The sequence below is a fragment of the Martelella sp. FLE1502 genome (assembly GCF_053484255.1).
Map to the genome: position 1 here is coordinate 1 of NZ_JBAKFQ010000019.1, position 24344 is coordinate 24344.

The following is a 24344-nucleotide window of genomic DNA, read 5'->3' on the forward strand; positions in this document are numbered from 1 at the left end:
CGATTTGCGTCAAATATTCAATAGCTTAAAAGCCATACGCGATTCCCCTGCCCCTCAAGGGGGGAGATTATGGGCTGATGGGTTCGAGAATCAAACGAAGACCCTTCCCGGCAGCGCGTCCATTCACCCCGAAATCCGCGCCGTCCCGGTCGTCTCGCCGCTCAACACCCCCGTATCCAGCAACGCCGTCAAAGGCAGATGGTCGGAAGCCAAGCGGGCGAGGAGCGAATCATGCGCCGCCAGATCGGCGACCAGATCGTCCCGATTGGCGATGATGCGGTCGAGCGCCAGCACCGGCCAGCGGGCGGGGAAGCTTGCTCTGGGCGGCGGCAGCGCGCCGAAACTGTCCTCGAAGCGGCGCAGCGCCGAGCCATTACCCAGCCGCCACTCGTTCATGTCGCCCATGATCAGCGTCGCAGCCTCGTCGCGATTGCCGAGCAGGCCGATAATGTGGTCCGCCTGCTGGCGGCGCGAGGCGCGGAACAGGCCGAGGTGAACGGCGACGACGCGCAGGTGGATACCGCTCTTGAGCTCGATATCGGTCAAAAGCGCGCCGCGCGGCTCCAGCCCCGGCAGTTTCTCGCGGTGAATGTCGCGCACCGCGCCGTCGCGGAACAGCAGCACGTTGCCGTGCCAGCCATGGGCCCTGACGCTGGGTTCGGCTGGAACCGCGATCAGTCCGGTCTCGGCCTCGATGCGCTTCAGGTCCAGAAGCCCGGTGCGTTCTCCGAAACGGGTATCGGCCTCCTGCAGCGCGATCAGGTCTGCGCCGATCTCGCGGATCACCTCGAAGGTGCGGTCGGGATCGAAACGACCGTCGGTGCCGACGCATTTATGCACGTTGTAGGTCGCCACCCTCAGCCCCTCGCCCGCTACCGGCACGGCCGAATCCGGGCGCTTTCCGTTTTCACGGAAGGAGCGCAGCACGGCATTGGCAAGGGGAGATTTGATCGGGTTCATGTCTCACACATTTCTGATGAACATGAATATGGGTGTTTTTCAGAGATACGGCAATCCCAGCCACAAGATCCGGTCGCGAAGCCGATAGGGGAACGGCCGCTCCTGCAGCTTGGCGATCGTCACTTCCGTGGAATTGGCTCTGACGGCGCTGATGCGCGCCTGCAGCTCGGCGGCGAACTCCGTGTCGAAGACTTCGAGATCGGTTTCGAAATTCAGGCGCAGCGAGCGCGAGTCGAGATTGGACGAGCCGAGATAGGACCAGCGCCCGTCGATCGTCATCAGCTTGGAATGGTTGAACGGCCCGTTGTCGCGAAAGATCCGGCATCCGCCCTCCAGGATCTCCTCGAACTGCGCCGTCATGGCCTTGTCGACGAGCCCGAGATTGTTCTTGCCCGGCACGATGATATCGACGGCGACGCCGCGCTTGGCGGCAGTCGCCAGCGCTGACAGAAGGTCGCGGTCGGGCAGGAAATAGGGCGACATGATCATCACGCTTTCTTCCGCCACCGAAAGCGCGCCGATGATCATGCTGTTGTTGTTGCCGAGATTGCGGTCCGGTCCGGAGGGCACGACGCGGGCGATGACGCCGTCATGGGTCTCCGGGGCGGAGACCTTCCAGGCTGGCCCCTCAAGCTTTTCACGGGTTTCGAAATACCAGTCGGCGGCCGCCACGGTGAAATAATCGCCCGCTGCCGCGCCCCGCAGCATGAAATGGGTGTCGTGGGCGGCGTTCGGGCCGGTGAAGGCCGCGCGGATATTCATGCCGCCGGCGAACACCGTTTCGCCATCGATCACCATGATCTTGCGGTGGGTGCGCAGATTGGCATAGGGCAGCCGCATCTTCAAAAGCACGGCACCATTGAAGGTCGCGACCCTGATGCCGCGTTCGCGCAGGAGCGATGTGATGCGCGGGCGGGAATAGCGCGCGCCGATGGAATCGACGAGGATCCGCACCTCGACGCCGCGCTTGACCGCCGCATCAAGACTGTCGACGAACCGGCGGCCGATCTGGTCGGAGTCGAAAATGTAGGTTTCCATCAGGATCGAGCGCTCGGCCTTGTCGATCGCCTCCAGCATGGCGGCATAGGCGGCGTCGCCGGTTTCCAGCAGGTGGATGATATTCCCGTCGGTCGCCGGCATGCCCGTGACGCGGTTGCCGAGGTTCCACATCGCCCCCATGCGCGGGCCAAAGGCGGAGACGATTGCGGCGCGCCCGACATGATGCTCCTTTTCCTCGTTGGCAACGGCGTCCGGAATGCTGCCGCGCCGGTCGAGGATCGAGGCCCGGCGCATCCGGTTGATGCCGGCAACGGCATAGATCGCCGCGCCCAGAAGCGGTGACAGCATGATCACGCCGACCCAGCCGATGGCGGCGCGGACCTCGTCCTTGGTCATCGCGGCATGGATCGCCGCCGTCGCGCCGAGGAGGAACGATATCGCCGCCAGAATATGCGGCCAGTAGTGTTCCAGAAAAGTCTCCATCGGCGGCGGTCCCCTTGATTCCTGCGCCACCGGAAAATGGAGGCGGCTATCCTGTCCGTCAACGTCCCGCCCTCCAATCGCCCTGTCATGGGAGATCGGCGGGAGCAATTCCGGGTTCGCTTTCAGCTTATATCAGCAAATGCCGATCAGCCATCGCCGGCGAGCAGTTTCGCGGCCGCAGCGCGCGCCTCCGCCGTAACCTTGGCGCCGGCCAGCATGCGGGCGATTTCTTCCTGGCGGGCCTCGGGACCGATCACCTCCACATGGGTGCTGACCGTATCCTTGCCACGATCGCCCTTGGAGATCAGGAAGTGTCCCTCCGCACGCGCAGCCACCTGCGGCGCGTGGGTGACGGACAGAACCTGGACGTTCTCGGCAAGCCGCTTCAGCCGCTGGCCGATCGCATCGGCAACCGCGCCCCCGACCCCGGTATCGATCTCGTCGAAGACCAGCGTCGGCGCCGACCCCTTGTCGGCAAGCGCCACCTTCAGCGCCAGAAGGAAACGCGAGAGTTCGCCGCCGGAGGCGACCTTCATGATCGGCCCCGCCCTTGTGCCCGGATTGGTTTGCACCTCGAAGGAGACGGTATCGATTCCTTCCGCGCCCGCCGCCTCGTCATCGGCTGTAACCACGGCGGTGAACCGCGCCCGCTCCAGCTTCAGCGCCGGCAGCTCCGCCATCACGGCAGCGCTCAACTGCTCGCCGGCCACCTGCCTGCGCTCCGAAAGCGCGCGGGCGGCAGAGAAATAGGCGGTTTCGGCAGCAGTCACGGCCTCGGTCAGCGCCGCAAGCTTCGCCTCGCCGGCATCGAGTTCGTCGAGATCGGCGACCATGCGTTCGGCCAGCGCCGGCAGTTCCGTTACCGGCACATTGTATTTGCGGGCAGCGCCCCTGAGTGCAAACAGCCGTTCCTCGGTAAGCTCCAGTTCCTTGGGGTCGAAGGCCGCGCGATTCAGCGCCGCTTCCACCTCCATCTGCGCGCTGGAGAGCTTTTCGAGCGCGGCGTCGAGCAGTTCGACCGTCTCTTCCAGCAGGCCCGGCGCCTCGTGCGACTTGCGCTCAAGCCGGCGCACCAGCGAGGCGATCATCGGCACCGGCGAGGCATTGCCGTTCAAAAATTCCAGCGCCTCGGCGATGTCGCCCGCGATCCGCTCGGATTTCATCATGTTCGCGCGCTTTTCGGCCAGCGCATCCTCCTCGCCATCGACCGGAGAAAGCTCCTGAAGCTCGTCGACGGAGGCGCGCAGATAATCCGCCTCGCGCATCGCCGCCTCGATATGGGCACGATGCTGCTTCAGTTTTCGTTCCGCATCCCGCCAGCCGCGATAGAGGCCAGCGACGAACTCCGCTTCAGTCGTCAGACCGCCGAAGGCATCGAGCAGAAGGCGGTGGCCGTCAGTGTCGATCAGCGCGCGTTCGTCATGCTGTCCGTGGATTTCGACGAGCAGCCGCCCGGCCTGGCGCATCATCTGCACGCTCACCGACTGGTCGTTGATAAAGGCGCGGGTGCGCCCATCGGCCGACTGCATCCGCCGGAAGATCAGGTCGCCGTCGTCATCGAGACCGTTTTCGCGCATATGAAGCCGCACCGGATGGTCCATCGGCACGTCGAAGACCGCGATCACCTGTCCCGAATCCTGCCCATGACGCACCAAGGCGCCATCACCGCGCGCGCCGAGCGCGAGCGAAAGGCTGTCGAGCAGAATGGATTTTCCCGCGCCGGTCTCGCCGGTCAGCACCGAAAGACCCGCGCCGAGGTCAAGCTCCAGCCGCTCGATCAAAACGATGTCCCGAATGGAAAGCTGGACGAGCATGTTTTTCGCGACCTGGCGGATGCGCCGTTTAGCTCGGCGTGGCATCCGAAACAGCGGAGCCCCGGCCGGCCGATTTCGGTTCAAGCCCCTTGGAATTCAGGAGCTTATACGCACGCGCATACCACGGGCTGTCGGGATAGTTATGCCCCAGCACCCAGGCCGCGTTCTGCGCCTCGGAGACCACGCCCATGGCGTAATAGGCCTCGACAAGGCGCTCCAGCGCTTCCTCGATCTGGTTGGTGTCGGAATACTCGTCGACCACCTGATTGAAGCGGGAGATCGCGGCGACATAGTCCTTGCGCTCGAGATAGTAGCGGCCGACCTGCATGTCCTTGCCGGCGAGCTGGTCGCGGGCATAGCGGATCTTGGCGCGGGCGTCGCCGGCGTAATCAGAATCCGGATAGTTGTCGATCACCTTCTGCATCGCGACGATCGTCTGCTCGGCCGCCGTCTGGTCCTGGGTGACGTCGACGATTTCCTTGGAATAGGCAAGGCCGATCAGATACTGCGCGTAGGCGGCATCCTTGGAGTTCGGATAAAGCTGAACATAGCGCGTGCCGGATTTGACCGCCGCCTCATATTTGCGCGAACGGTATTCCAGGTAGGTCTGCATCAGGAGCGCCTGCCGCGCATAGTCGGAAAGCGGGTTCTGGTCCTGCACAGCCTTGAACTTGCGCAGCGCCTCGCTCACCTTGCCGGCATTGATGTTGGCAAGCGCCTCATCATAAAGCTGCTGGGGCGGATCCGCCTCGTACTGCAGCGTAGTGATGTCGACATCCTTGTCCCGGGAGCAGCCGCCAAGAACGATACCTGCTCCGATAATTATGGCCGCCGGCAGCGCCGCTGCGCGAAACGCTCCCCGTCTTTTCCGGTTCAAAGTATCAGACATTGCTTGTGCCCCAGTTGCGCGTCATACCGACGCATTTCTGTTTCAACCGACGTTTTACGCATATCCCGCTGCCAAGAGCAATCGCAGGCGCGCGAAAAACGCACAAATTAATGGCGCTTCAATAACGCATTCTTAAGCAGCCCGAAAGGCAGGAAGTGGCCCGAGCGGACAGAGCCAGTAAATGAAAAGGCGGACCGCCGCAAATGCGCCGATCCGCCTGATTATTTAGCTTTATCCGATAAAACCTCAGGACGCGGGCCCAGCGGCAACCACGTCTTCCTGACGCAGGCGGAAGGGCAGCGCGCCCCGCGGCGAAACGATAACGGCAGCGCCGGGCGTTTCGAACAGCTTGCGCACGGCGGCGGCATTCAGCGCGTGGCCGCCGCGATAGGAGCGGAATGCGCCGGCGAAACGCATGCCCATCATCGCCAGATCGCCAACAGCGTCGAGCGTCTTGTGACGAACGAATTCGTTTTCGTAGCGCAGACCCTCGGCATTGATGACACGGTCGTCATCGGAGATCACCACCGAGTTTTCGAGCGACGAGCCGAGCGCGAAGCCGCGCGCCCACATCGGCTCGACGTCACGCATGAAGCCGAAGGTGCGCGCGCCGGAAAGCTCCTTGCGGAACGTGTCGGCGTTCATGTCGCCGGCCCATTTCTGGCGGCCGATGACCGGTGTTTCGAAATCGATCTCGACGTCGAAACGGGTGCCGTCATAAGGCGAGAACTCGGCCCAGCCGGCACCGTTTTCAACGCGCACCGTCTTGGCGACCTTGATATAGCTGCGCTGCTTGGCAAGCTTGACGATGCCCGCCTCATCCAGCGCATCGACGAAAACCCGCGAGCTGCCGTCCATGATCGGCATTTCCCCGCCGTCCACGGAGATGACGAGGTTGTCGATCCCAAGCGCGTAGATCGCGGCCATCAGGTGCTCGATCGTGGCGATCCACTCGCCCGGATGCGTGCCGAGAACGGTGCAGAGCGCGGTCGGGCCGACATTGTCCGCCACCGCCTTGAAGCTGCTGATGCGCTTGCCGTTCTCATAGCGTTCGAACAGGATGCCCTGATCGGCCTCGCCCGGCTGCAAAACGATCGTCGCAGGCTTGCCCGAATGCACGCCGATCCCCGAAATCCTGACGGAGTTCGAGATGGTCGTCTGCAATCCGAAAATACCTGTCGACATGATCATGTCCCTACTCAACTGAATTGCGACCCTGCCTTATCAACGCCAGATACCGTGTTCAGGTTGCGGGGCGACCCCTAGAGGACGGCGTGCGCATGGCGTGCGGCGAGTCGATGCCTTGCATGTAGTTACGCATACGTCCGCACGATTCCAAATCACTGTTTCTTTCGTAATGTTACGAAACACGTAAAAACCCGGCCGCGCGGGCGACCGGGTTCGTTGTGCGAGAAGGTTTTCAAAAAAGACGGTTACCGGTCCCCTAACAAACGGGGACCGATCGGGTTTCAGTTCGCCTGACGACGCAGGAAGGCGGGGATATCGAACTGATCGTCATCCTGACGGGCCGGCTGCGCTTCGGCGCGGCGCGGCGCGTAGGGGTTCTGCTGCGGCTGAGCCTGCTGCGTGGGTTCGCGACGAGCCGCCGGCTCCTCGTGATGGCCCTCGAAGCTTTCGTCGCCGCGGCCAAGCGTGTTGGAAAGGCGCTTGAACAGGCCCTTCGGTCCACGCTCTTCATGCTCCTGACGGCGGCTTGCGCTCATTTCGCCCTGAACCACCGGCGGAAAGTCGGAGACTTCCGGCATGCGGCGCGGCTCGGCCATCTGCGGGCGCGGCTGCTGGGGAGCGGCCTGCGGCGCGGCCTGACGCGGAGCCTGAGCGGAGAAGATCTGGCTCTTCGGCTGCATCTGCGGGGCCTCGGCGCGCGGCTGCGGCTTTGCCTGCTGCGGCTGATGGCTCATCGCTATCTGCAGCTCGCGTTCCATTTCAGCTTCGGCGGAACGGATCGTTTCGGCGATCGGGTCCTGACGCGGCTGGGGGGCTGCGGGCTGGGCCGGCTGGCTCGGCTGGGCGTTGCTGGAGCGGATTTCCGGCGCGCGGGTCTCGCGGCGCGGTTCCGGCACATCCTCATCGCCGTGGTTGACCGAACGGTCGATACCGGTCGCGACGACCGAGACGCGGATGATGCCTTCCAGTTCCTCGTCGAAGGTGGCGCCGAGAATGATGTTGGCGTCCGGATCGACTTCTTCACGAATACGCGTTGCAGCTTCGTCGACTTCGAACAGCGTGAGGTCACGGCCGCCGGTGATCGAGATCAGCAGGCCCTGCGCGCCGCGCATCGAGGTTTCGTCCAGCAGCGGATTGGCGATCGCTGCTTCTGCGGCCTGCATGGCACGGCCTTCGCCGGATGCCTCGCCCGTGCCCATCATGGCGCGGCCCATCTCGCGCATCACCGAACGGACGTCGGCGAAGTCGAGGTTGATCAGGCCTTCCTTGACCATCAGGTCGGTGATGCAGGCAACGCCCGAATAGAGCACCTGGTCGGCCATCGCGAAAGCGTCGGCGAAGGTGGTCTTGTCATTGGCGATCCGGAACAGGTTCTGGTTCGGAATGACGATCAGCGTATCGACCGACTTCTGCAGTTCTTCGATACCGGCGTCGGCAAGACGCATACGACGCTGGCCTTCGAACTGGAACGGCTTGGTGACGACGCCGACGGTCAGGATGCCCTTGTTGCGGGCGGCCTGGGCGACAATCGGGGCAGCGCCCGTGCCGGTTCCGCCGCCCATGCCGGCGGTGACGAAGCACATATGGGTGTTGTTGAGGTGATCGATGATCTCATCAATGCACTCCTCGGCGGCCGCCCGGCCGACTTCCGGCTGCGAGCCAGCGCCGAGACCTTCGGTAACGCCGACGCCGAGCTGGATGACGCGTTCGGCCTTGGTCATGGTCAGCGCCTGGGCATCGGTGTTGGCGACCACGAAGTCGACCCCCTGGAGGCCTGCGGTGATCATGTTGTTGACGGCGTTGCCACCGCCGCCGCCGACACCGAATACGGTGATGCGCGGCTTCAGTTCAGTAATATCTGGCTTCTGCAGCGTGATAGTCATGAGTTTCGTTCCTTCTCGCTATGGCCGTACCGCCTAGCCGGCCAATCTCTGGTGTTCGTTAAAAACTTTCCCTGAACCACTGGCCGACGCGTGCTAGGCGTCCGCCGCCCGACGACAGAAAGCCCCGCTGCTCGCTGCCATAGGTTTCGCTCTCCGCAAGCTGCGGATAGATCAGAAGGCCGGCGGCCGTCGAAAACGACGGCCCCTTGGCCGGAAGCGGCAGACCGGAAACGCCCATCGGACGACCGATGCGGACGTTTCTGCTCAAGATCCGCCGCGACAATTCACTGAGGCCGATCAGCTGGCTCGCGCCACCCGTCAGCACCACCCGCTTTCCGACAACCGCCGAAAAGCCCGAAAGCTGGATCCGGTCGCGGATCAGTTCCAGCGTTTCCTCGATCCGCGCCCTGACGATCTTCGAAAGCAGCGCCTTCGAGACCTGACGGGGCTGGTCGTGATCATCCTCGCCGATGGAGGGCACCGCGATCATCTCGCGCTCGTCGGCGCTGGAGGTGATCGTCGAGCCGTGAACGCATTTCAACCGCTCGGCGTCTTCCATCCGCGTCGAAAGCCCGCGGGCCAGATCGGTCGTCACATGATGGCCGCCGAGGCTGATCGCATCGGTATGAACAAGCCGGCCTTCGGAGAAGACCGAGATCGACGTCGTGCCGGCGCCCATGTCGATCGCCGCGCAGCCGAGTTCGACTTCATCGTCCACCAGAGCGGCAAGACCGCTGGCGTAGGGGGTCGCCACCATGCGCTCCACAGAGAGATGCGCGCGGTTGACGCAAAGTTCGAGATTGCGCAGCGCCAGCCGTTCGGCCGTCACCACATGCAGGTCGACGCCGAGCGTCTCGCCATACATGCCCAGCGGATCGCGAATGCCGCGCTCGCCGTCGAGCGTGAAGCCGGCGGGCAGCGAATGCAGGACCTGCCGTTCCTCGTTGATCGAGCGGCGGGAGACGGCGGACAGAACGCGGCGAAGATCGGAGGAGTCCACGTCCTGCCCGCCAAGGTCGATCGCAGCGGTATAGGTATCGCTCTTCAGGCGACCGGCCGAAACATTGACGATCAGGCTGTCGATGGTGATGCCGGCCATACTTTCGGCCGCGTCCACCGCCAGCCGGACCACATGTTCGGCCGCATCCAGATTGACGATAACGCCGCTCTTGATGCCCTGGGAGCGCTGATGGCCGATGCCGATAATCTCGATATTGTGGGTGCGGCCCGGCAGAATCTGGCTTTCCTCACGCGGGGTGAGCCGCGCGATCATGCACACGACCTTCGACGAGCCGACGTCGAGCACGCTGACGATATGCGTCTTCTTGGCCGAGAGAGGCTTGGCGCGACTGAAGCCGGACGAGCGGAACAGGGTCAAAGACGCCTCCCCTTGTTCTTGAAAGTCTTTTTGAGGGCTTCTGTGGCCTCGGCGCGGCGCTCCATGGCGTCAGGCGTCAGCTGGATCGCGACCCGGTCGTCGAGACGAAGGTCGACAGCGGCAATTTCGCGCTCGAGGATCGAGCGTTCGGCCTCAAGCTTGCGCAGGCGAACCAGCGCCGCGTCGCTGCCTTTTTCCGGCAGCTTCACGATCATGCCATTGTCGAGATAGAGGTCCCAGCGGCGCTCGTCGACGCGCTTGAAGGCCCGGACGCGCTCGGAAAGCTCCGGCCATTCCTGCATCAGCTCCTCGACATCCTTGGCCGCGACATTGCCGCCCTGCCCCAGCACCAGCGGCAGGCGGCGGAACTTCGGCGCGCTCAGCGGACCGATGATATTGCCGTCACGCTCGACCATCAGGAGCCGACCGTCTTCCTGCTGCCACAGCGCATAGGGCACGCGCTCCTTCAGCGAAATCTTCAGGGTCGAGGGATAGACCTTGCGGATATCGGCATCGGCGACCCAGGGGAGGTTCAGAAGCTGGCCGCGCGCCATCTGGATATCCACGCCCTGCAGCGAATAGGCGCCCTCAAGGCCGAGGCTCTGCAGGACCACGATTTCCGAGGTCTCGCTGTTGCCCGAAATCTCGATGTCTTCCACGGCAAAACCGGCAACCTGGAACGCGGCGCGGCGCACGAGATCACCCTTGCCGGCCACGATTACGGCGTTGGCGCCGACGGCGGCGAAAAACACCAGCGCGGCAGCGCTGCCGATATGTCTGGGAGCGCCGGTGCGGCCGGTGAAGATGCCCGTCGTGGCGCGCACCAGACGGCGAAAAGGACGCGGCAATACGCCCGCGCGGCTGCCCTGAGCCATGCGATCGCTTACCCCGCTATCACCCTTTCCAGTCTTCAACGCAAACACGAAGCGTCCTCCACCATCCAACGGAGAAAAGCACCAAAACTCATGCCGGCTTCCGCCGCCATTTCAGGAACCAGGGAGGTGGGGGTCATGCCGGGCTGAGTATTGATTTCCAGCCAGATCAGCCCTTCCTCGCCCCTCTCCTCATCGAACCGGAAATCCGAACGGCTGACGCCGCGGCATCCCATGATCTGATGCGCCTGAACGGCCAATGATTGAATCTTTTGGTAAATATTCGGTTTAACTTCCGCCGGCAGAATGTGTTTTGAGCCGCCGGGTTTGTATTTTGCGTCGAAATCGTAGAATTTCTGACCCACCGGCACGATTTCGGTGACGCAGAGCGGCTTGCCGTCCACCACGCCGCAGGTAAATTCGCGCCCGCGCACGAAGCGCTCGACCATGACGGTTTCGCCATAAGGCCACTCGGACGATGTGATCGACTGCGGCGGCGCGCTCTGGCCTTCATCGACGATGACGACGCCGAAGGAGGACCCTTCATTGACGGGCTTGACCACATAGGGCGGCGCCATCGGATGCGTCTTGCCGATTTCGGAGCGCTGCATCAGCCGGTCTTCCGCCACCGGAATGCCACCGGCGGCCGCCACGCGCTTTGCCTGGATCTTGTTCATGGCGAGCGCCGAGGCCAGCACGCCGGAATGGGTGTAGGGGATTTCCAGATATTCGAGAATGCCCTGAATGGTGCCGTCCTCGCCGAAGGGCCCGTGCAGCGCGTTGAAAGCGACATCGGGCTTCAGCTCGGCAAGCACGCTTGCCACATTGCGGGTGACATCGACGCGGGTGACCCGGAAGCCTTCCGCTTCCAGTGCGTCGGCGCAGGGGTTGCCCGAGGCAAGGCTCACCGGCCGCTCGGAGGAAAACCCGCCCATCAATACCGCTACGTGTAAGGCACCCATGCCCGTCCCCATCTTTTCCAGCCAAAGCCGGAAAGCACACTCACAATGCCGCTTTTTTAAGGAAAGCGTGATGGGGCCATTAGTGAACGAGGATGGTTAATGAAGCGTTTACTTTGGTTAACCGGGGCAAAAAAATCGATGCGGTGAAACGGGTTAAGGGGGCGATGACAGCGCAGGTCAATTGATCGGGAAAGCGTGGTTTCGTCCCTGCACCCAAGGCTTTTGCTGCCTGGGACGAACTGAAACACGGTTCGGAAAATACGTTTGGTCAAGCCGCCCAAGTCCCTGATGCTCGAACCGGGCAGCGCCGTCCAACCGCGACTATCGGCATCACCCGCCCCTCTCAGCCCCCAATCTCCCCCCTTGAGGGGGAGATGTCGCGAAAGCGACAGAGAGGGGTAAAGGGCGTAAGCCCTAAAAGCCGCAAACACTGTGCTCTCGGAGAGGGTTCACCCCTCTCTGCCCCTGTCGGGGCATCTCTCCCTCAAGGGGAGAGATTGTGGGTGGCAACCTCCGAATCACGCCTGCGCCGCCAACTCACCCGGCAGCTTTGCAGCCCAGTTGGTGATGCTGCCGGCGCCGAGAAGGACGACGAAGTCGCCGGGCTTGGCGATCTTGGCCACGGCGCCCGCGAGACCCGCTTCATCGGCCAGATATTGCGCGTCGCGGTGGCCGGCGGCCTTCATGCCGGAAACCAGCGTTTCGGCATCGAAGCCCGGGCGCGGGTCCTCGCCGGCGGCGTAGACCGGAGCGATGAACACGGTGTCGGCATCGTTGAAGCAATTGGTGAAGTCCTCGAACAGGCTTTCGAGGCGGGAGTAGCGGTGCGGCTGGTGGATGGCGATGATCCGCCCCTGACAGGCCTCGCGTGCCGCCCTCAGCACCGAACGGATTTCAACCGGGTGATGGCCATAGTCGTCAAAAATCTGCGCGCCATTCCACTCTCCCACCAGCGTGAACCGGCGCTTGACGCCGCCAAAGGCGGCCAGTCCCTTGCGGATATCCGCCTCGGAAATATGCAGCCGGTCGGCGACCGCGATCGCTGCCGTGGCGTTGGAGACATTGTGACGGCCGGGCATCGGCAAGGAGAGGTTTTCGAGCTTTACCGAAGGACGGCGGCGGCGGCGGATATCAACGTCGAAGATCGTGCGCGTGCCCTCGTTGCGGATATTGGAAAAGCGCACATCGGCCTGGCGGTTTTCGCCATAGGTCACGATCCGGCGATCCTCGATCTGGCCGACCAGCGTTTGCACTTCCGGATGATCAAGGCACATCACGCCGCAGCCGTAAAACGGCACGCTCTCGACGAATTGCCGGAAGGCAGCGCGCACGCCGTCAAATGTGCCGTAGTGATCGAGATGTTCGGGATCGATATTGGTAACGACCGCGATTTCGGCGGGGAGCTTCAGGAAGGTGCCGTCCGATTCGTCGGCCTCGACAACCATCCACTCGCCCTCCCCCATGCGCGCATTGGTGCCATAGGCATTGATGATGCCGCCATTGATGACGGTCGGGTCGAGCCCGCCGGCCTCAAGCAGCGTCGCCACCATCGAGGTGGTGGTGGTCTTGCCATGGGTGCCGCCGATCGCGATCGCATCGCGGAAACGCATCAGCTCGGCCAGCATCTCGGCGCGGCGCACCACCGGCAGGTGTCTTTCACGCGCCGCCGCAAGCTCCGGATTGGCGCGCTTGATCGCGGAGGAGACAACGACGACTTCGGCATCGCCCAGATTTTCGGCCTTGTGGCCGATGAAAACGGAAATGCCCTTCTCGCGGAGGCGCAAAACATTGGCGCTTTCCGCCTGATCGGAGCCCTGCACCTTGTAGCCGAGATTGTTCAGCACCTCGGCAATCCCGCTCATGCCGATGCCGCCGATCCCGACAAAATGGACCACGCCGATCGCTTCAGGCATTCTCATCAGTCAATTCCTTCAATCTTCTGTCCCGACGCCAGCGCCTCGGCCATGTCGGCGAGTTTCTGCGTTGCATCGGGGCGGCCGGCCGCGCGCGCGGCGGCGGCGGCGGTTGCAAGTTTTTCGGGATGCACGATCGCATCCTTCAGAATGTCCGCGAAGCGCTCCGTCGTCAGTTCCGACTGGCGCACGACTTCTGCCCCTCCGTTGCGGGACACCAATGCCGCGTTGGCCGCCTGATCGTGATCGAGCGCATGAGGATAGGGCACATAGATCGCCGGCCGGCCGATCACCGAAAGCTCCGAAACGGTGGAGGCTCCCGAGCGGCAGACCACGAGATGAGCACTGGCAATCCGTTCCGCCATATTGCCGAAGAACGGCGAAATCTCTGCGGGTACGCCGAGCGCGTCGAAGCGTTCGGTGACGGCCTCGACATCTTCCGGTCGGGCCTGCTGGGTGACATTGACGCAGCGGCGAAGCTCGTCCGGCAGCGCGGCAATCGCATCCGGCACAGCGTCGGCAAAAAAATGCGCGCCCTGGCTTCCGCCGAAAACCAGCAGGTTGAAGGCTTCGCCTTCGCTTCGCGCCGGATAGGACGTCTTCGCCGCTTCCAGCACCGCCGGACGCACCGGGTTTCCGGTCTCGAATATCTTCGCGCCAAGCGGCTCTTCGGAACGGGTGAGGAAACCGCCGGCAATGGCGTTGACGCGTGGCGCCAGCATCTTGTTGGCCCGGCCCATCACCGCGTTCTGCTCATGCAGCATTGTCGGGATGCCGCCGCTTGAGGCAGCGTAAACCGGGGGCACCGTCGGGTAGCCGCCGAAGCCAATCACGGCTGCCGGCCGGTATTCTGCAAAAAGCGATCTGGCGATCCGCGACCCCCTGAACAGGGTGAAGCCGGCGCGAATGACGGAAACCGGGTTCTTCGACCCGATCGTCGCAGACGGCACGACATGGATTTTTTCAGCCGGAAAGGTCCCGGCGTAACGCTCGGCGCGGCTGTCTGTAACAAAGTGCACCTTGTGCCCGCGCGCAATCAGTTCATGGGCCAGAGCTTCAGCGGGGAACACGTGACCGCCTGTCCCCCCGGCAGCCAGGAAAAACAGTTTGCTTTCCATCATCTACTCCGCCGGTACGCCGCGCGGTCGGCCCGGCTCGAAGAAATGGTCCTGACGCGCGCGCTTGTCGGGGCGGTGGCGGGTCAGCGCCAGCACGAAGCCCGCGCCGATGCAGGTTGCGATCATGGACGAGCCGCCCGCCGAAATCAGCGGCAGCGTCATGCCCTTGGCAGGCATCAGCTGCAGCGCCACGCCGATATTGATCACCGACTGCATGCCGATCTGCAGCACGAGGCCAGCGACGGCGAAGCGGGCGAAATCGTCGCGCTCGCGATAGGCGTGGCTGAGGCCCCGCAGCACGATGAAGGCGAAGATTGCGACGATGAACATGCAGAACAGGATGCCGAACTCCTCCGCCGCGACGGAGAACACGAAGTCGGTATGGCTGTCCGGCAACCGCCGCTTGACGATCCCCTCGCCCGGTCCGAGACCGAAGAGGCCACCGCTCTGGATCGCCTTGGCGGCAAGCTCCACCTGGAGGTTGTCGCCCTCCCCGGTCAGGAACCGGTCGATACGCGAGGTCACGTGCGGCAGCCAGGTATAGGCCGCCAGAATGCCCGCCACCCCGGCGCCGCCGAGGCCCGCGATCCATATCCACGACATGCCGGCCATGAAGAAGATGCCGCCCCAGACGATGCCCAGAAGCACGGTCTGACCAAAGTCCGGCTGCGCGATCAGCAGCACCGCGGAGACGATGAACAGCATGCCGGCAAAGAGATTGCCCGGGATTTCCGGATAGCGCTGATGCTCGGCGAACAGCCAGGCGCAGACCACCGCGAAGGCGGGTTTAAGGAATTCCGAGGGCTGCACCGAGAAGCCGGCCAGCACGATCCAGCGGCGCGAGCCGTTGTTGGAGGTGCCGATGAACAGCGCCGCGACCATCGCGAGCAGCGAGCCGATGAGAATGATCACCGCAAGGCGGCGGATCATGCGCGGCGAGCAGAAGGAAAGAGAGATCATCACCGCCAGCGAGGGCACCAGGAAGATCGCGTGGCGGGTGACGAAGTGGAAACTGTCATAGCCGAGGCGTTCGGCGACGGCGGGCGAAGCGGCAAACGAGAGCATGAAACCAATGCCCATCAGCACGATGAAGGCCGCCAGCAACCATCGGTCGATGGTCCAGAACCAGTCTGCGATTGGGCCTCGCTGAACGCGACTGACCATGGATCAGGCCTCCTTGCCGGTTGCTGCAAACGGCTCAATGCCGTCAAGCGCCATGACGGCGCTGACGAAGGCATCGCCGCGTTTTTCGAAATTGCGGTACTGGTCGAAGCTGGCGCAGGCGGGCGACAGCAGCACCACCGGCATCTCGGCCTTGCTCTTCCCCGCGTCGTCTGCCGCTTGTTTGACGGCGTTTTCCAGCGTGCCGCAGATCACGGTGTCGGCAGCGCCCGAAAGCGTGGCCGAAAAGGCCTCCGCCGCCTCGCCGATGAGATAGGCGCGGGCGATCTTGGGAAAGAAGGGCGCAAGGGCCGCGATGCCGCCTTCCTTGGCGCGGCCGCCGGCGATCCAGTGGATGTCGCTGAAGGTTTTCAGCGCCGGGGCGGATGCCTCGGCATTGGTGGCCTTGGAATCGTTGACGAAAATCACGGAGCCCAATCGCGCCACCGGCTGCATGCGGTGGGCAAGACCGGGGAAGGTCGCGAGACCATCGCGGATCTCGGCGTCGGAGAGCCCGACCGCACGGCAGGCCGCGATCGCGGCAGCGGCGTTCTGGCCGTTATGCGCGCCGCGCAGAACGGGATGATCGGAAAGGTCTGCTACAACCGCCCCGTTCTCCGCAGAGACGATCGCCCCGCCATCGAAGGCGAGACCACTGCCGATATGGGCTAGATCGCTGGAAATCGGAACGACATCGTGTCCGGCCGCCTCCAGCCGTCCGGCGATCGCCGTACAATAGGTATCGTCGGCGCCGACCACCGCGCGCTTCGCCCCGGCCACCAGCCGCTCCTTGATCGCGGCATAGCGGGTCATGTCGCCATGGCGATCGAGATGGTCGGGCGTCAGGTTCAGGAGCAGGCCGACATCGGCGTCCAGCGTCGGCGCAAGGTCGATCTGGTAGGACGAGCACTCGACGACATAGATGCGTCCGGGTTGAAGCGGCGCAAGATCGAGAACGGCGTGGCCGATATTGCCGCCGACCTCCACATCGCGGCCTGCCGCCTTCAGGATATGACCGATCAGCGCCGTGGTGGTGGACTTGCCGTTGGTGCCGGTGATCGCGATCAGCTTTGCCTCGGGGCAGGTCGCGCAGCGTTCGCGCGCCAGAAGCTCGACATCACCGATGATCTCGGTCTCTGCGGCCTTCGCCTGCTCCACCACCCAATGCGGTTTCGGATGCGTCAGCGGCACGCCGGGGGCAAGGACGAGCGCGGTAAAACCGCTCCAGTCCATATGGCGCAGATCGGCGATCGGAATGCCCTTTTCCGCGGCAAGGCGGCAGCTTTCGGCATTGTCGTCGAAGGCGGTCACCTGCGCTCCGCCGGCAATCAGCGCCAGCGCGGTCGCCATGCCCGAACCGCCAAGCCCGAACAGCGCGACCTTCTTGCCGGAAAATTGCGAGACCGCGATCATCGACCTACCTGAGCTTCAGCGTTGAAAGCCCGATCAGCGCGAGGCCGAAGGAGATGATCCAGAAGCGGATCACCACCTGGCTTTCGGTCCAGCCGAGCTTTTCGAAATGATGATGGATCGGCGCCATCAGGAAGACGCGCCGCTTGGTGCGCCGGAACACGGCGACCTGGATGATCACCGAGAGCGCTTCCAGCACGAACAGGCCGCAGATGATCGCCATGACAATCTCGTGCTTGGTGGCGACCGCGACCGAGCCGATCAGCCCGCCTAGCGCCAGCGATCCGGTATCGCCCATGAAGATGGCGGCCGGCGGGGCGTTGAACCACAAAAAGCCCATGCAAGCCCCGATCACGGCGGACAGCAGCACGACGAGTTCGCCGGTGCCCGGCACATAGTTGATCTGCAGATAGGAAGCGAACACCGAGTTGCCGACGACATAGGCGATCAGCGCGAAGGAGCCGGCGGCGATCATCACCGGCACGGTGGCGAGGCCATCGAGCCCGTCCGTCAGGTTGACGGAGTTGCCGGCGGCGACGATCACAAAGGCGCCGAACGGGATGAAGAACCAGCCGAGGTCGATCACGAAATCCTTGAAGAAGGGAAAGGTCAGCGCCGAGCCGAGCGTCGCGCCGTCAATGCTGGCAAGGTTGGCCGCGTACATCATGAAGGCAACCGCGACGCCGGCAATGACGAATTCGAAGAACAGCCGGCGGCGGCCGGAAAAGCCCTTGTCGGACTGCTTGGTGACCTTGAGATAGTCGTCATAAAAACCAATCGCGCCGAAGCCGAGCGTCACCAACAGCGTGGCCACGACATAGGCATTGGAAAGATCGGCCCACAGCAGCGCGGAGCCGATGATGCCGGCCAAAATCATCAGCCCGCCCATGGTCGGCGTGCCTGCCTTCTTGAAATGGGTCTGCGGACCGTCTGCGCGGATCGGCTGGCCCTTGCCCTGGCGCAATCTCAGCGCGGCGATGATCCGCGGGCCGAACAGGAAGACGATCAGTGCCGAGGTGAATACGGCGGCGCCGGAGCGGAATGTGATGTAGCGGAACAGATTGAAAAACTGAAACCTGTCCGACAACTCCACGAGCCAAATCAGCATGAACGCCCCTTTCCAGAAAAGGCAGAGCGCGCGCCATCATTCCCTTTCGGGCCACGGCGGGCGCAGTCATTTATTGTTGTTCGCAGCATGTTGAACACCGGTATGCCACGAAATTGTTTACGCCCGGTTTACCCTTCCGCCGGATAGGTCTCGGTCAGTTTCTGAACGATGACGCCGAATCCCATTCCGTTTGACGACTTTAGCATTATCGTGTCGCCGGCCGCGACAGCGCCAACGGCGAATTCAGCCAATTCGGCGGCGTTGTCGCGATATTCCACAACAATGCTTTCCGGCAGCGCCTCGCTGAGCGCCTGCATTTCATCACCCGCTAGCCAGACATGGGTGACACCGGCTGCGACCAGCGGACCGGCCAGCGCCTCATGCGCCGGTCGGGCGTATTCGCCAAGTTCCAGCATATCGCCGAGCACCGCGATCCTGCGGCCGGGCTCGTTTCCGGAGCCCAGAAGCTCCAGCGCCGCCCGCATCGAGGCCGGGTTGGCATTATAGCTTTCATCGATCAGCGTGAAGACGCCATCGGGCGCCTTCAGACGCTGACGCCGTCCCCTGCCCTTCATCTGCTCGACGGTCTCGAACGCGCCGAGCGCGGCATGGACATCGCCGCCGGCCTCGGCGATCGCCGCAAGGGCGGCAAGCGCGTTTTCCGCCATGTGCTGGCCCGGCAGGCCGAGATTGAAGGCCGTCGGCTCCTCCGTGCCAAGGGCTGCGAGAACATGGCCGCGCTCGTTGCGCTTGTCGCTGACGGTGCGGTACTCGAGCAGGCGATAATCGGCCTTGGCATGTTCGCCGAAGGAGACGATGCGCGCGCCATGGCGCCGGGCAATCCGCGCCAGCTTGTCGAAGGCATCGATATCGCGGTTGAGGATCGCCGCGCCGTCGGGCTCCAGCCCCTCGAAAATCTCAGCCTTGGCGGCGACAATCCCCTCAATGCCGGAGAAATTACCGATATGGACCGGCGCGATGGTGGTGATTACCGCCACATGCGGGCGCACCATTCTCGTCAGCGGGCGGATTTCGCCGGAATGGTTCATGCCGATCTCGAACACGCCGAACTCGGTATCGGCCGGCATGCGGGCAAGCGTCAGCGGCACGCCCCAATGGTTGTTGAACGAGGCAACGGCCGAATGAACCTTGCCGGAGGCCTTCAGCCCGGCGGCGATCATTTCCTTGGTGCTGGTCTTGCCGACGGAGCCGGTGACGGCGATGATGCGGGCGTCCGTGCGCGCCCTCGCCGCCATCGCCAGACGCCCCATGGCCTCCAGCACATCGTCGACGACGATCATACCGCAGGTCAGCCGGCCGAGCGCCGGCAGCTTGGCCTCGGCCACAACCAGCAGCGTCGCGCCGTTCTTGGCGGCAAGGCCCGCGAACTTGTGGCCATCCACACGGTCGCCGACGATGGCGAAGAATGCTTCGCCGTGAGAAATCGTGCGGCTGTCGATCGAAACGCCCGTGACGCCTTCCGGCAGTTCGCCCACCGGACGCCCGTCCATGGCCTCGACCATTTCGGCTGATGTCCAAAGCAAACTCACGATGCGTGGCCCTCCAATGCCTTCTTGACTTCGACAAGGTCGGAGAAGGGGCGTGTCACGCCGCCCGCCGTCTGCCCTTCCTCATGCCCCTTGCCGGCTACGATCAATGTATCGCCCGTCTGCAAAAGGCCGACGGCATGGGCGATCGCCTCGGCCCGGTCGCCGATCTCCTTCGCAGCCGGAGCGGCCGCCAGGATTTCCGAGCGGATCTCGGCGGGCACCTCGGAGCGCGGATTGTCGTCGGTGACGATCACGATATCGGCAAGCCGGGTGGCGATCTCGCCCATGATAGGCCGCTTACCCTTATCGCGATCGCCGCCGCAGCCGAAGACCACGATAACCCGGCCCGTGGTGAAGGGACGCACCGCGGTGAGCACCTTCTCCAGTGCATCGGGCTTGTGGGCGTAATCGATATAGGCGAGCGCGCCGTTTTCGGCCTTGCCGGCAAGCTGAAGCCGGCCGGCAGCGCCTTCCACCTTTTCCAGCGCCAGAAGCGCGGTCCGGGCGTCAACGCCCGTTGCAATCGCAAGACCAGCAGCGACCAGCGCGTTCGAAATCTGGAACTCGCCGGCCAGCGGCAGCCGCACCTCGTAAATCGTGCCGTCATGCAGGATTTCGGCGAACTGGCTGTCACGCTTCTGCTCGACGCGCTTCAGCGCCAGAAATTCACCCTTGCGGCCGACGGTGAGCACGCGCTGGCCAGCGCCTTCCGCCGCGGCAATCGCGCGATCCGACCATTCGTCATCGGCGTTGATAACGGCCGGCGAACCGGTCGGCAAAACACGTTCGAAAAGCTGCATCTTGGCTGCGAAATAATGCTCCACGGTCGGATGATAATCCATGTGGTCGCGGCCGAGATTGGTGAACGCGCCGGCCGAAAGCCGAACGCCGTCGAGCCGGTACTGGTCGAGCCCGTGGCTGGAGGCTTCCATCGCGCCATGGGTGACGCCGTCGCGGGCAAGCTCGGCAAGCAGCGCATGCAGCGCCACCGGATCAGGCGTGGTCAGCGAGCCGTATTCGGTGCGACCGGGGGCCGTGACGCCGGTGGTGCCGATCATGGCGGCGGATAGGCCGGCATGGGCCCAGATCTGGCGGGTGAAGGAGGCGACGGAGGTTTTGCCCGCCGTACCGGTCACGGCCACCATGGTTTCCGGCTGTGCGCCGTAGAAACGGGCAGCCGCGATCGCAAGAAAGGCGCGTGGATTTTCAACCGTGAGCACCGGTATGCGGGCGTCGTCGTGAGGCGAAGCGCTAATCGCCGCGACCGCGCCGCGCTTGGCGGCGTCATCGATGAAGGCAGCGCCGTCCGCCTTGCTGCCGGCAATCGCCACGAACAGCGCGCCGGGTTCGGCCTTGCGGCTATCGGCGGTCAGAGAGGTGATGTCGAGCGCGCCGGCGCTGCCGGCAAGCGCCGCATTCAGTTCGGGAAAGGCCGTTCCGGCGAGAGCGCTCAGTTTCATCGTGTCAGTCTCTGTTCTGCACCCGGCGGGCCGGATGGCATGGCATCAGTAGGAAGCGAGGAGGGCTGCCCCTTCCGCGCCGAAATCGGGATCAACGCCGAGGATTGGCGCCGTCCGGCGAATGATCTCGCCATTCATCGGCCCGGCGTTCCAGGCGGCCGTACGACCGGGGACCCCCTCGACCTTCTTGGCATCGTCAATCGTCACCAGGACGACATATTGCGGGTTGTCCATGGGAAATGCGGCAAGAAAAGCGTTGAAATTGCGATCTTTCGAATATTTCCCATCGATAATCTTCTCCGACGTGCCGGTCTTGCCGCCAACGCGGTAGCCGGGCACCTGGCCGTTGCGGCCCGAGCCGTCCGTGCCGTTCAGCCTCAAAAGATAACGCATCTTGTCGCTGGTTTCCTTGGAGACCACGTGCTTGGCGATCCGGTCGGCCTCCTCTTGGCTGCGCGGCAGGAAGGTCGGCGTCAGAAGCTTGCCGCCATTGACCAGCGCCGCCGCGGCGGCCGCCGTCTGCAGCGAGGTTGTGGTCACGCCCTGGCCGAAGGAGACGGTCGCGGAAAAGACCCCGCCCCATTTCTGCGGGCGCTGCGGCGTTCCCGCACCGCCGATCTCGGTATCCATCTTGTCGAGCAGGCCGAGATTTTCCAGAAACGTGCGCTGGTAGTCCGGGCCGACGGCGGCCGCGATACGCGACGCGCCAATATTGGAGGAATAGGTGAAGACCTCCGGATAGGTGAGAATCCGGTTCTGGGCATGGTCGTCGCGGATGCGCGAGCGGCCGAAGATCAGCGGCGTTTTCGCGTCGACAAGGCTATTCATGTTGAACTTGCCGGATTCCAGCCCCATGGCCAGCGTGAAGGCCTTGAAGGTCGAGCCCATTTCGTAAACGCCGGTGATCGCGTCATTCAGCATCCGCGGATCGGTCGCCGGCGGCGGATTGTTCGGGTCGAAATCGGGCACCGATGCGAGCGCAATGATCTCGCCGGTGTTGACGTCCAGAACCGTGCCGGTCGCGCCGATGGCATGGAACTTGTTGACGCCCTCCACCAGAACGTCGCGCAGGATGCTCTGCACGCGCAGATCGATCGAGGTCTCGAACGGTTTCAGGTCCATCGCGCCCGACAGACCGAGGCCCATCAGGCCGGAAATGCCGTCGGTCTTGTCCATGTAGCGCTCGATGCCGGACAGGCCGCGATTGTCGATATCGACGAGGCCGAGGACGTGGGCCGCCTGCGGACCGCCGGGATAGAAGCGATGCACCTCCGGGCGGAAGCCGACGCCGGGCACGCCGGCGGCCAGAACCTGGCTCTGCTGCTTGGGCGTGATCTGGCGCTTCAGCCACACGAATTCGCCCTTCGAATTCAACAGCCGGTAGGCGCGCTTGGCATCGAGATCGGGAAAGATCGGCAGCAGCGCGTCGAGAACATCGTCGGCGCTGGTGATCATCGAGGGGTCGGCATAAAGCGACATCATCCGGACGTCGGTCGCCAGCACCGCGCCGTTGCGGTCGACGATATCCGGACGGCGCGCCAGCGTCAGCGGCATCGCCGCGCGGGCAACCGCGCCATCATCCTTGGCCAGCGAATAATGCACCAGCCGCCCGCCGATCACGGCATAGACGGCGACGAAGGCGAAGGTGACGAAGCCGACCCGGCTGCGCGCAAGATTGACGCGTTTCTTGGCCGTGCCCTGAAACACGTTGGACTCCGCAGCTTCTGGCTGTGCCTTCGCAACGCGGCGCGCCTTGGGCTTCAGCCTGGGCTTCAGTTTGAGGATGCCGGGAAGCTTGATCATGGTGTCACCGATCCGGTTATGACGATATCCGTGCCGTCGGGGGCATTGCCGGCCATCAGCGGCGGCAGCTCCTCTTCGACAGGCTCGGGAGCAATGGGAGGAAGCTGGTCGAGCGTTGCGATCTGCTCCGGTTCGGCCGGGTGCAGGTCGAGCTCGGCCGCGAAGAACTCGGCAAGCCGCGCCATGCGGGCGGGCTGCGTCAGCAGCGCCTCGTCGGCCTTCAGCAGGTCGATATTGTTCTGCTCCAGCGCGATCTGGTCATCGAGCGCGCGAACCTCATCATAGGTCGCCTCGACGCTGTATTTGATCGTGTAGGTGACCGTCGCGGTCGCGACCATGACCAGAATGAGGATGAGATCGAGCGGACGAAGCATCAGGCGCCTCCAAGGCGGGAAATATCGGCAAGGGACGGCAGGCCGAAAGCATCGAGCCCGGTTTCAGGCGCAGGCGCTGCGGTGCGGATCGCGGCGCGGAGCTTGGCGGAGCGCGCCCGCGGATTTTCCGCGGCCTCTTCCTCGCTCGCCGCGATCATGGCCTTACCCGGCTGATCGAAAAGAGCGGGCGCGGGCGCGACTTCCGGCAGGTGGCGCGAGCCGCCGGCCTTGCCGAGGCGCGCCGAAATGAACTGCTTGACGATCCGGTCCTCAAGCGAATGGAAGGTGACAACCGCCAGCACGCCGCCGGACTTCAGGGCCCGTTCGGCCGCCAGCAGAGCGCCGGCCAACTCGCCGAGCTCGTCATTGACGTAGACACGGAGCGCCTGGAACACGCGGGTAGCGGGATGGATCTTGTCCTTGGCGCGGCGCGGGGTGACGACCTCGATCAGCCCGGCAAGGTCGCGGGTGGTCGCAAACGGCTCCTCGGCGCGCTTCTTCTCGATGGCGCGGGCGATGCGGCCGGCGTTCTTTTCCTCGCCGAGAATGCCGAAAATCCGCGTCAGGTCTCCGACCTTCGCCCGGTTGACGACATCGGCAGCGGAAACGCCCTCGCCCGACATGCGCATGTCGAGGGGGCCGTTCTTCTGGAAGGAAAAGCCGCGCTCGGCCTCATCAATCTGCATGGAGGAGACGCCGATATCCAGCACCACGCCATCAAGCCCGCCTTCAGGCGCAAAGCGATCGAGCGTGGAGAAACGGGCGTGATGCAGAGAGAGGCGCGGGTAGCGCGCGAGAAGATCGCCGGCTGCAGCAATCGCATTCGGATCGCGGTCGAGACCGATAACCTCGGCGCCCTCCTCCAGCAGCGCGCCGGAATAGCCGCCCGCACCGAACGTGCCGTCGAGAATGATCTTGCCGGGCGCCGGCTTCAACTGAGCCAGCACCTCGGCAAGCATAACCGGAATGTGACGAACCGGTCCGCCATTGGCATCGATTGTGCCAGGATTCCCCGCCAT

At 63.9% G+C, this 24344-nt stretch carries 19 protein-coding genes; all 19 read right to left on the reverse strand.

Annotated elements, in window-relative coordinates:
- Positions 1 to 123 precede the first annotated feature (123 nt).
- On the reverse strand, positions 124 to 960 hold the full coding sequence (locus V6767_RS15705) for an endonuclease/exonuclease/phosphatase family protein (RefSeq protein ID WP_448474346.1): 837 nt from the start codon (positions 958 to 960) through the stop codon (positions 124 to 126).
- A 39-nt stretch (positions 961 to 999) separates the two neighbouring features.
- Positions 1000 to 2442 (reverse strand): phospholipase D-like domain-containing protein, encoded by a 1443-nt coding sequence (locus V6767_RS15710; RefSeq protein ID WP_448474347.1) that lies wholly within the window; start codon positions 2440 to 2442, stop codon positions 1000 to 1002.
- A gap of 146 nt (positions 2443 to 2588) precedes the next feature.
- Positions 2589 to 4256 (reverse strand): DNA repair protein RecN, encoded by a 1668-nt coding sequence (gene recN / locus V6767_RS15715; RefSeq protein WP_448474348.1) that lies wholly within the window; start codon positions 4254 to 4256, stop codon positions 2589 to 2591.
- A gap of 28 nt (positions 4257 to 4284) precedes the next feature.
- Positions 4285 to 5145 (reverse strand): outer membrane protein assembly factor BamD, encoded by an 861-nt coding sequence (locus V6767_RS15720; RefSeq protein WP_448474349.1) that lies wholly within the window; start codon positions 5143 to 5145, stop codon positions 4285 to 4287.
- Between the two features lie 246 nt (positions 5146 to 5391).
- On the reverse strand, positions 5392 to 6330 hold the full coding sequence (gene lpxC / locus V6767_RS15725; protein WP_448474350.1) for a UDP-3-O-acyl-N-acetylglucosamine deacetylase: 939 nt from the start codon (positions 6328 to 6330) through the stop codon (positions 5392 to 5394).
- Positions 6331 to 6614: 284 nt separating this feature from the next.
- The gene (gene ftsZ, locus V6767_RS15730; protein ID WP_448474351.1) at positions 6615 to 8216 is read right to left on the reverse strand and encodes a cell division protein FtsZ; all 1602 of its coding nucleotides are present in this window, start codon (positions 8214 to 8216) and stop codon (positions 6615 to 6617) included.
- A 58-nt stretch (positions 8217 to 8274) separates the two neighbouring features.
- Positions 8275 to 9594, reverse strand: a complete 1320-nt coding sequence (gene ftsA, locus V6767_RS15735) for a cell division protein FtsA (protein WP_448428239.1) — start codon at positions 9592 to 9594, stop codon at positions 8275 to 8277.
- On the reverse strand, positions 9591 to 10469 hold the full coding sequence (locus V6767_RS15740) for a cell division protein FtsQ/DivIB (RefSeq protein WP_448474352.1): 879 nt from the start codon (positions 10467 to 10469) through the stop codon (positions 9591 to 9593). The genes ftsA and V6767_RS15740 overlap by 4 nt, the downstream gene beginning before the upstream one ends.
- A gap of 35 nt (positions 10470 to 10504) precedes the next feature.
- Complete coding sequence (locus V6767_RS15745) at positions 10505 to 11428, reverse strand: D-alanine--D-alanine ligase (RefSeq protein ID WP_448474353.1); 924 nt, start codon at positions 11426 to 11428, stop codon at positions 10505 to 10507.
- A 518-nt stretch (positions 11429 to 11946) separates the two neighbouring features.
- On the reverse strand, positions 11947 to 13347 hold the full coding sequence (murC, locus tag V6767_RS15750; RefSeq protein ID WP_448474354.1) for a UDP-N-acetylmuramate--L-alanine ligase: 1401 nt from the start codon (positions 13345 to 13347) through the stop codon (positions 11947 to 11949).
- Entirely contained in the window at positions 13347 to 14459 is a 1113-nt protein-coding gene (gene murG, locus V6767_RS15755) for an undecaprenyldiphospho-muramoylpentapeptide beta-N-acetylglucosaminyltransferase (RefSeq protein ID WP_448474355.1), read from the reverse strand. Before murG ends, murC begins: the two co-directional genes overlap by 1 nt.
- Before the next feature lie 3 nt (positions 14460 to 14462).
- A complete protein-coding gene (gene ftsW / locus V6767_RS15760; RefSeq protein WP_448474356.1) occupies positions 14463 to 15623 on the reverse strand; it encodes a putative lipid II flippase FtsW in 1161 nt (386 codons plus the stop codon).
- 3 nt (positions 15624 to 15626) lie between these two features.
- Complete coding sequence (murD, locus tag V6767_RS15765) at positions 15627 to 17033, reverse strand: UDP-N-acetylmuramoyl-L-alanine--D-glutamate ligase (protein WP_448474357.1); 1407 nt, start codon at positions 17031 to 17033, stop codon at positions 15627 to 15629.
- Positions 17034 to 17037: 4 nt separating this feature from the next.
- The gene (mraY, locus tag V6767_RS15770) at positions 17038 to 18138 is read right to left on the reverse strand and encodes a phospho-N-acetylmuramoyl-pentapeptide-transferase (protein WP_230720929.1); all 1101 of its coding nucleotides are present in this window, start codon (positions 18136 to 18138) and stop codon (positions 17038 to 17040) included.
- Positions 18139 to 18266: 128 nt separating this feature from the next.
- Positions 18267 to 19688 (reverse strand): UDP-N-acetylmuramoylalanyl-D-glutamyl-2,6-diaminopimelate--D-alanyl-D-alanine ligase, encoded by a 1422-nt coding sequence (locus V6767_RS15775; protein ID WP_448474358.1) that lies wholly within the window; start codon positions 19686 to 19688, stop codon positions 18267 to 18269.
- Positions 19685 to 21148, reverse strand: a complete 1464-nt coding sequence (locus V6767_RS15780) for a UDP-N-acetylmuramoyl-L-alanyl-D-glutamate--2,6-diaminopimelate ligase (RefSeq protein WP_448474359.1) — start codon at positions 21146 to 21148, stop codon at positions 19685 to 19687. The genes V6767_RS15775 and V6767_RS15780 overlap by 4 nt, the downstream gene beginning before the upstream one ends.
- Before the next feature lie 45 nt (positions 21149 to 21193).
- Positions 21194 to 22951, reverse strand: a complete 1758-nt coding sequence (locus V6767_RS15785) for a peptidoglycan D,D-transpeptidase FtsI family protein (protein ID WP_448474360.1) — start codon at positions 22949 to 22951, stop codon at positions 21194 to 21196.
- Positions 22948 to 23325, reverse strand: coding sequence for a cell division protein FtsL (gene ftsL, locus V6767_RS15790; RefSeq protein WP_448474361.1), 378 nt, complete (start codon positions 23323 to 23325; stop codon positions 22948 to 22950). The genes V6767_RS15785 and ftsL overlap by 4 nt, the downstream gene beginning before the upstream one ends.
- Entirely contained in the window at positions 23325 to 24344 is a 1020-nt protein-coding gene (gene rsmH, locus V6767_RS15795) for a 16S rRNA (cytosine(1402)-N(4))-methyltransferase RsmH (RefSeq protein ID WP_448474362.1), read from the reverse strand. The genes ftsL and rsmH overlap by 1 nt, the downstream gene beginning before the upstream one ends.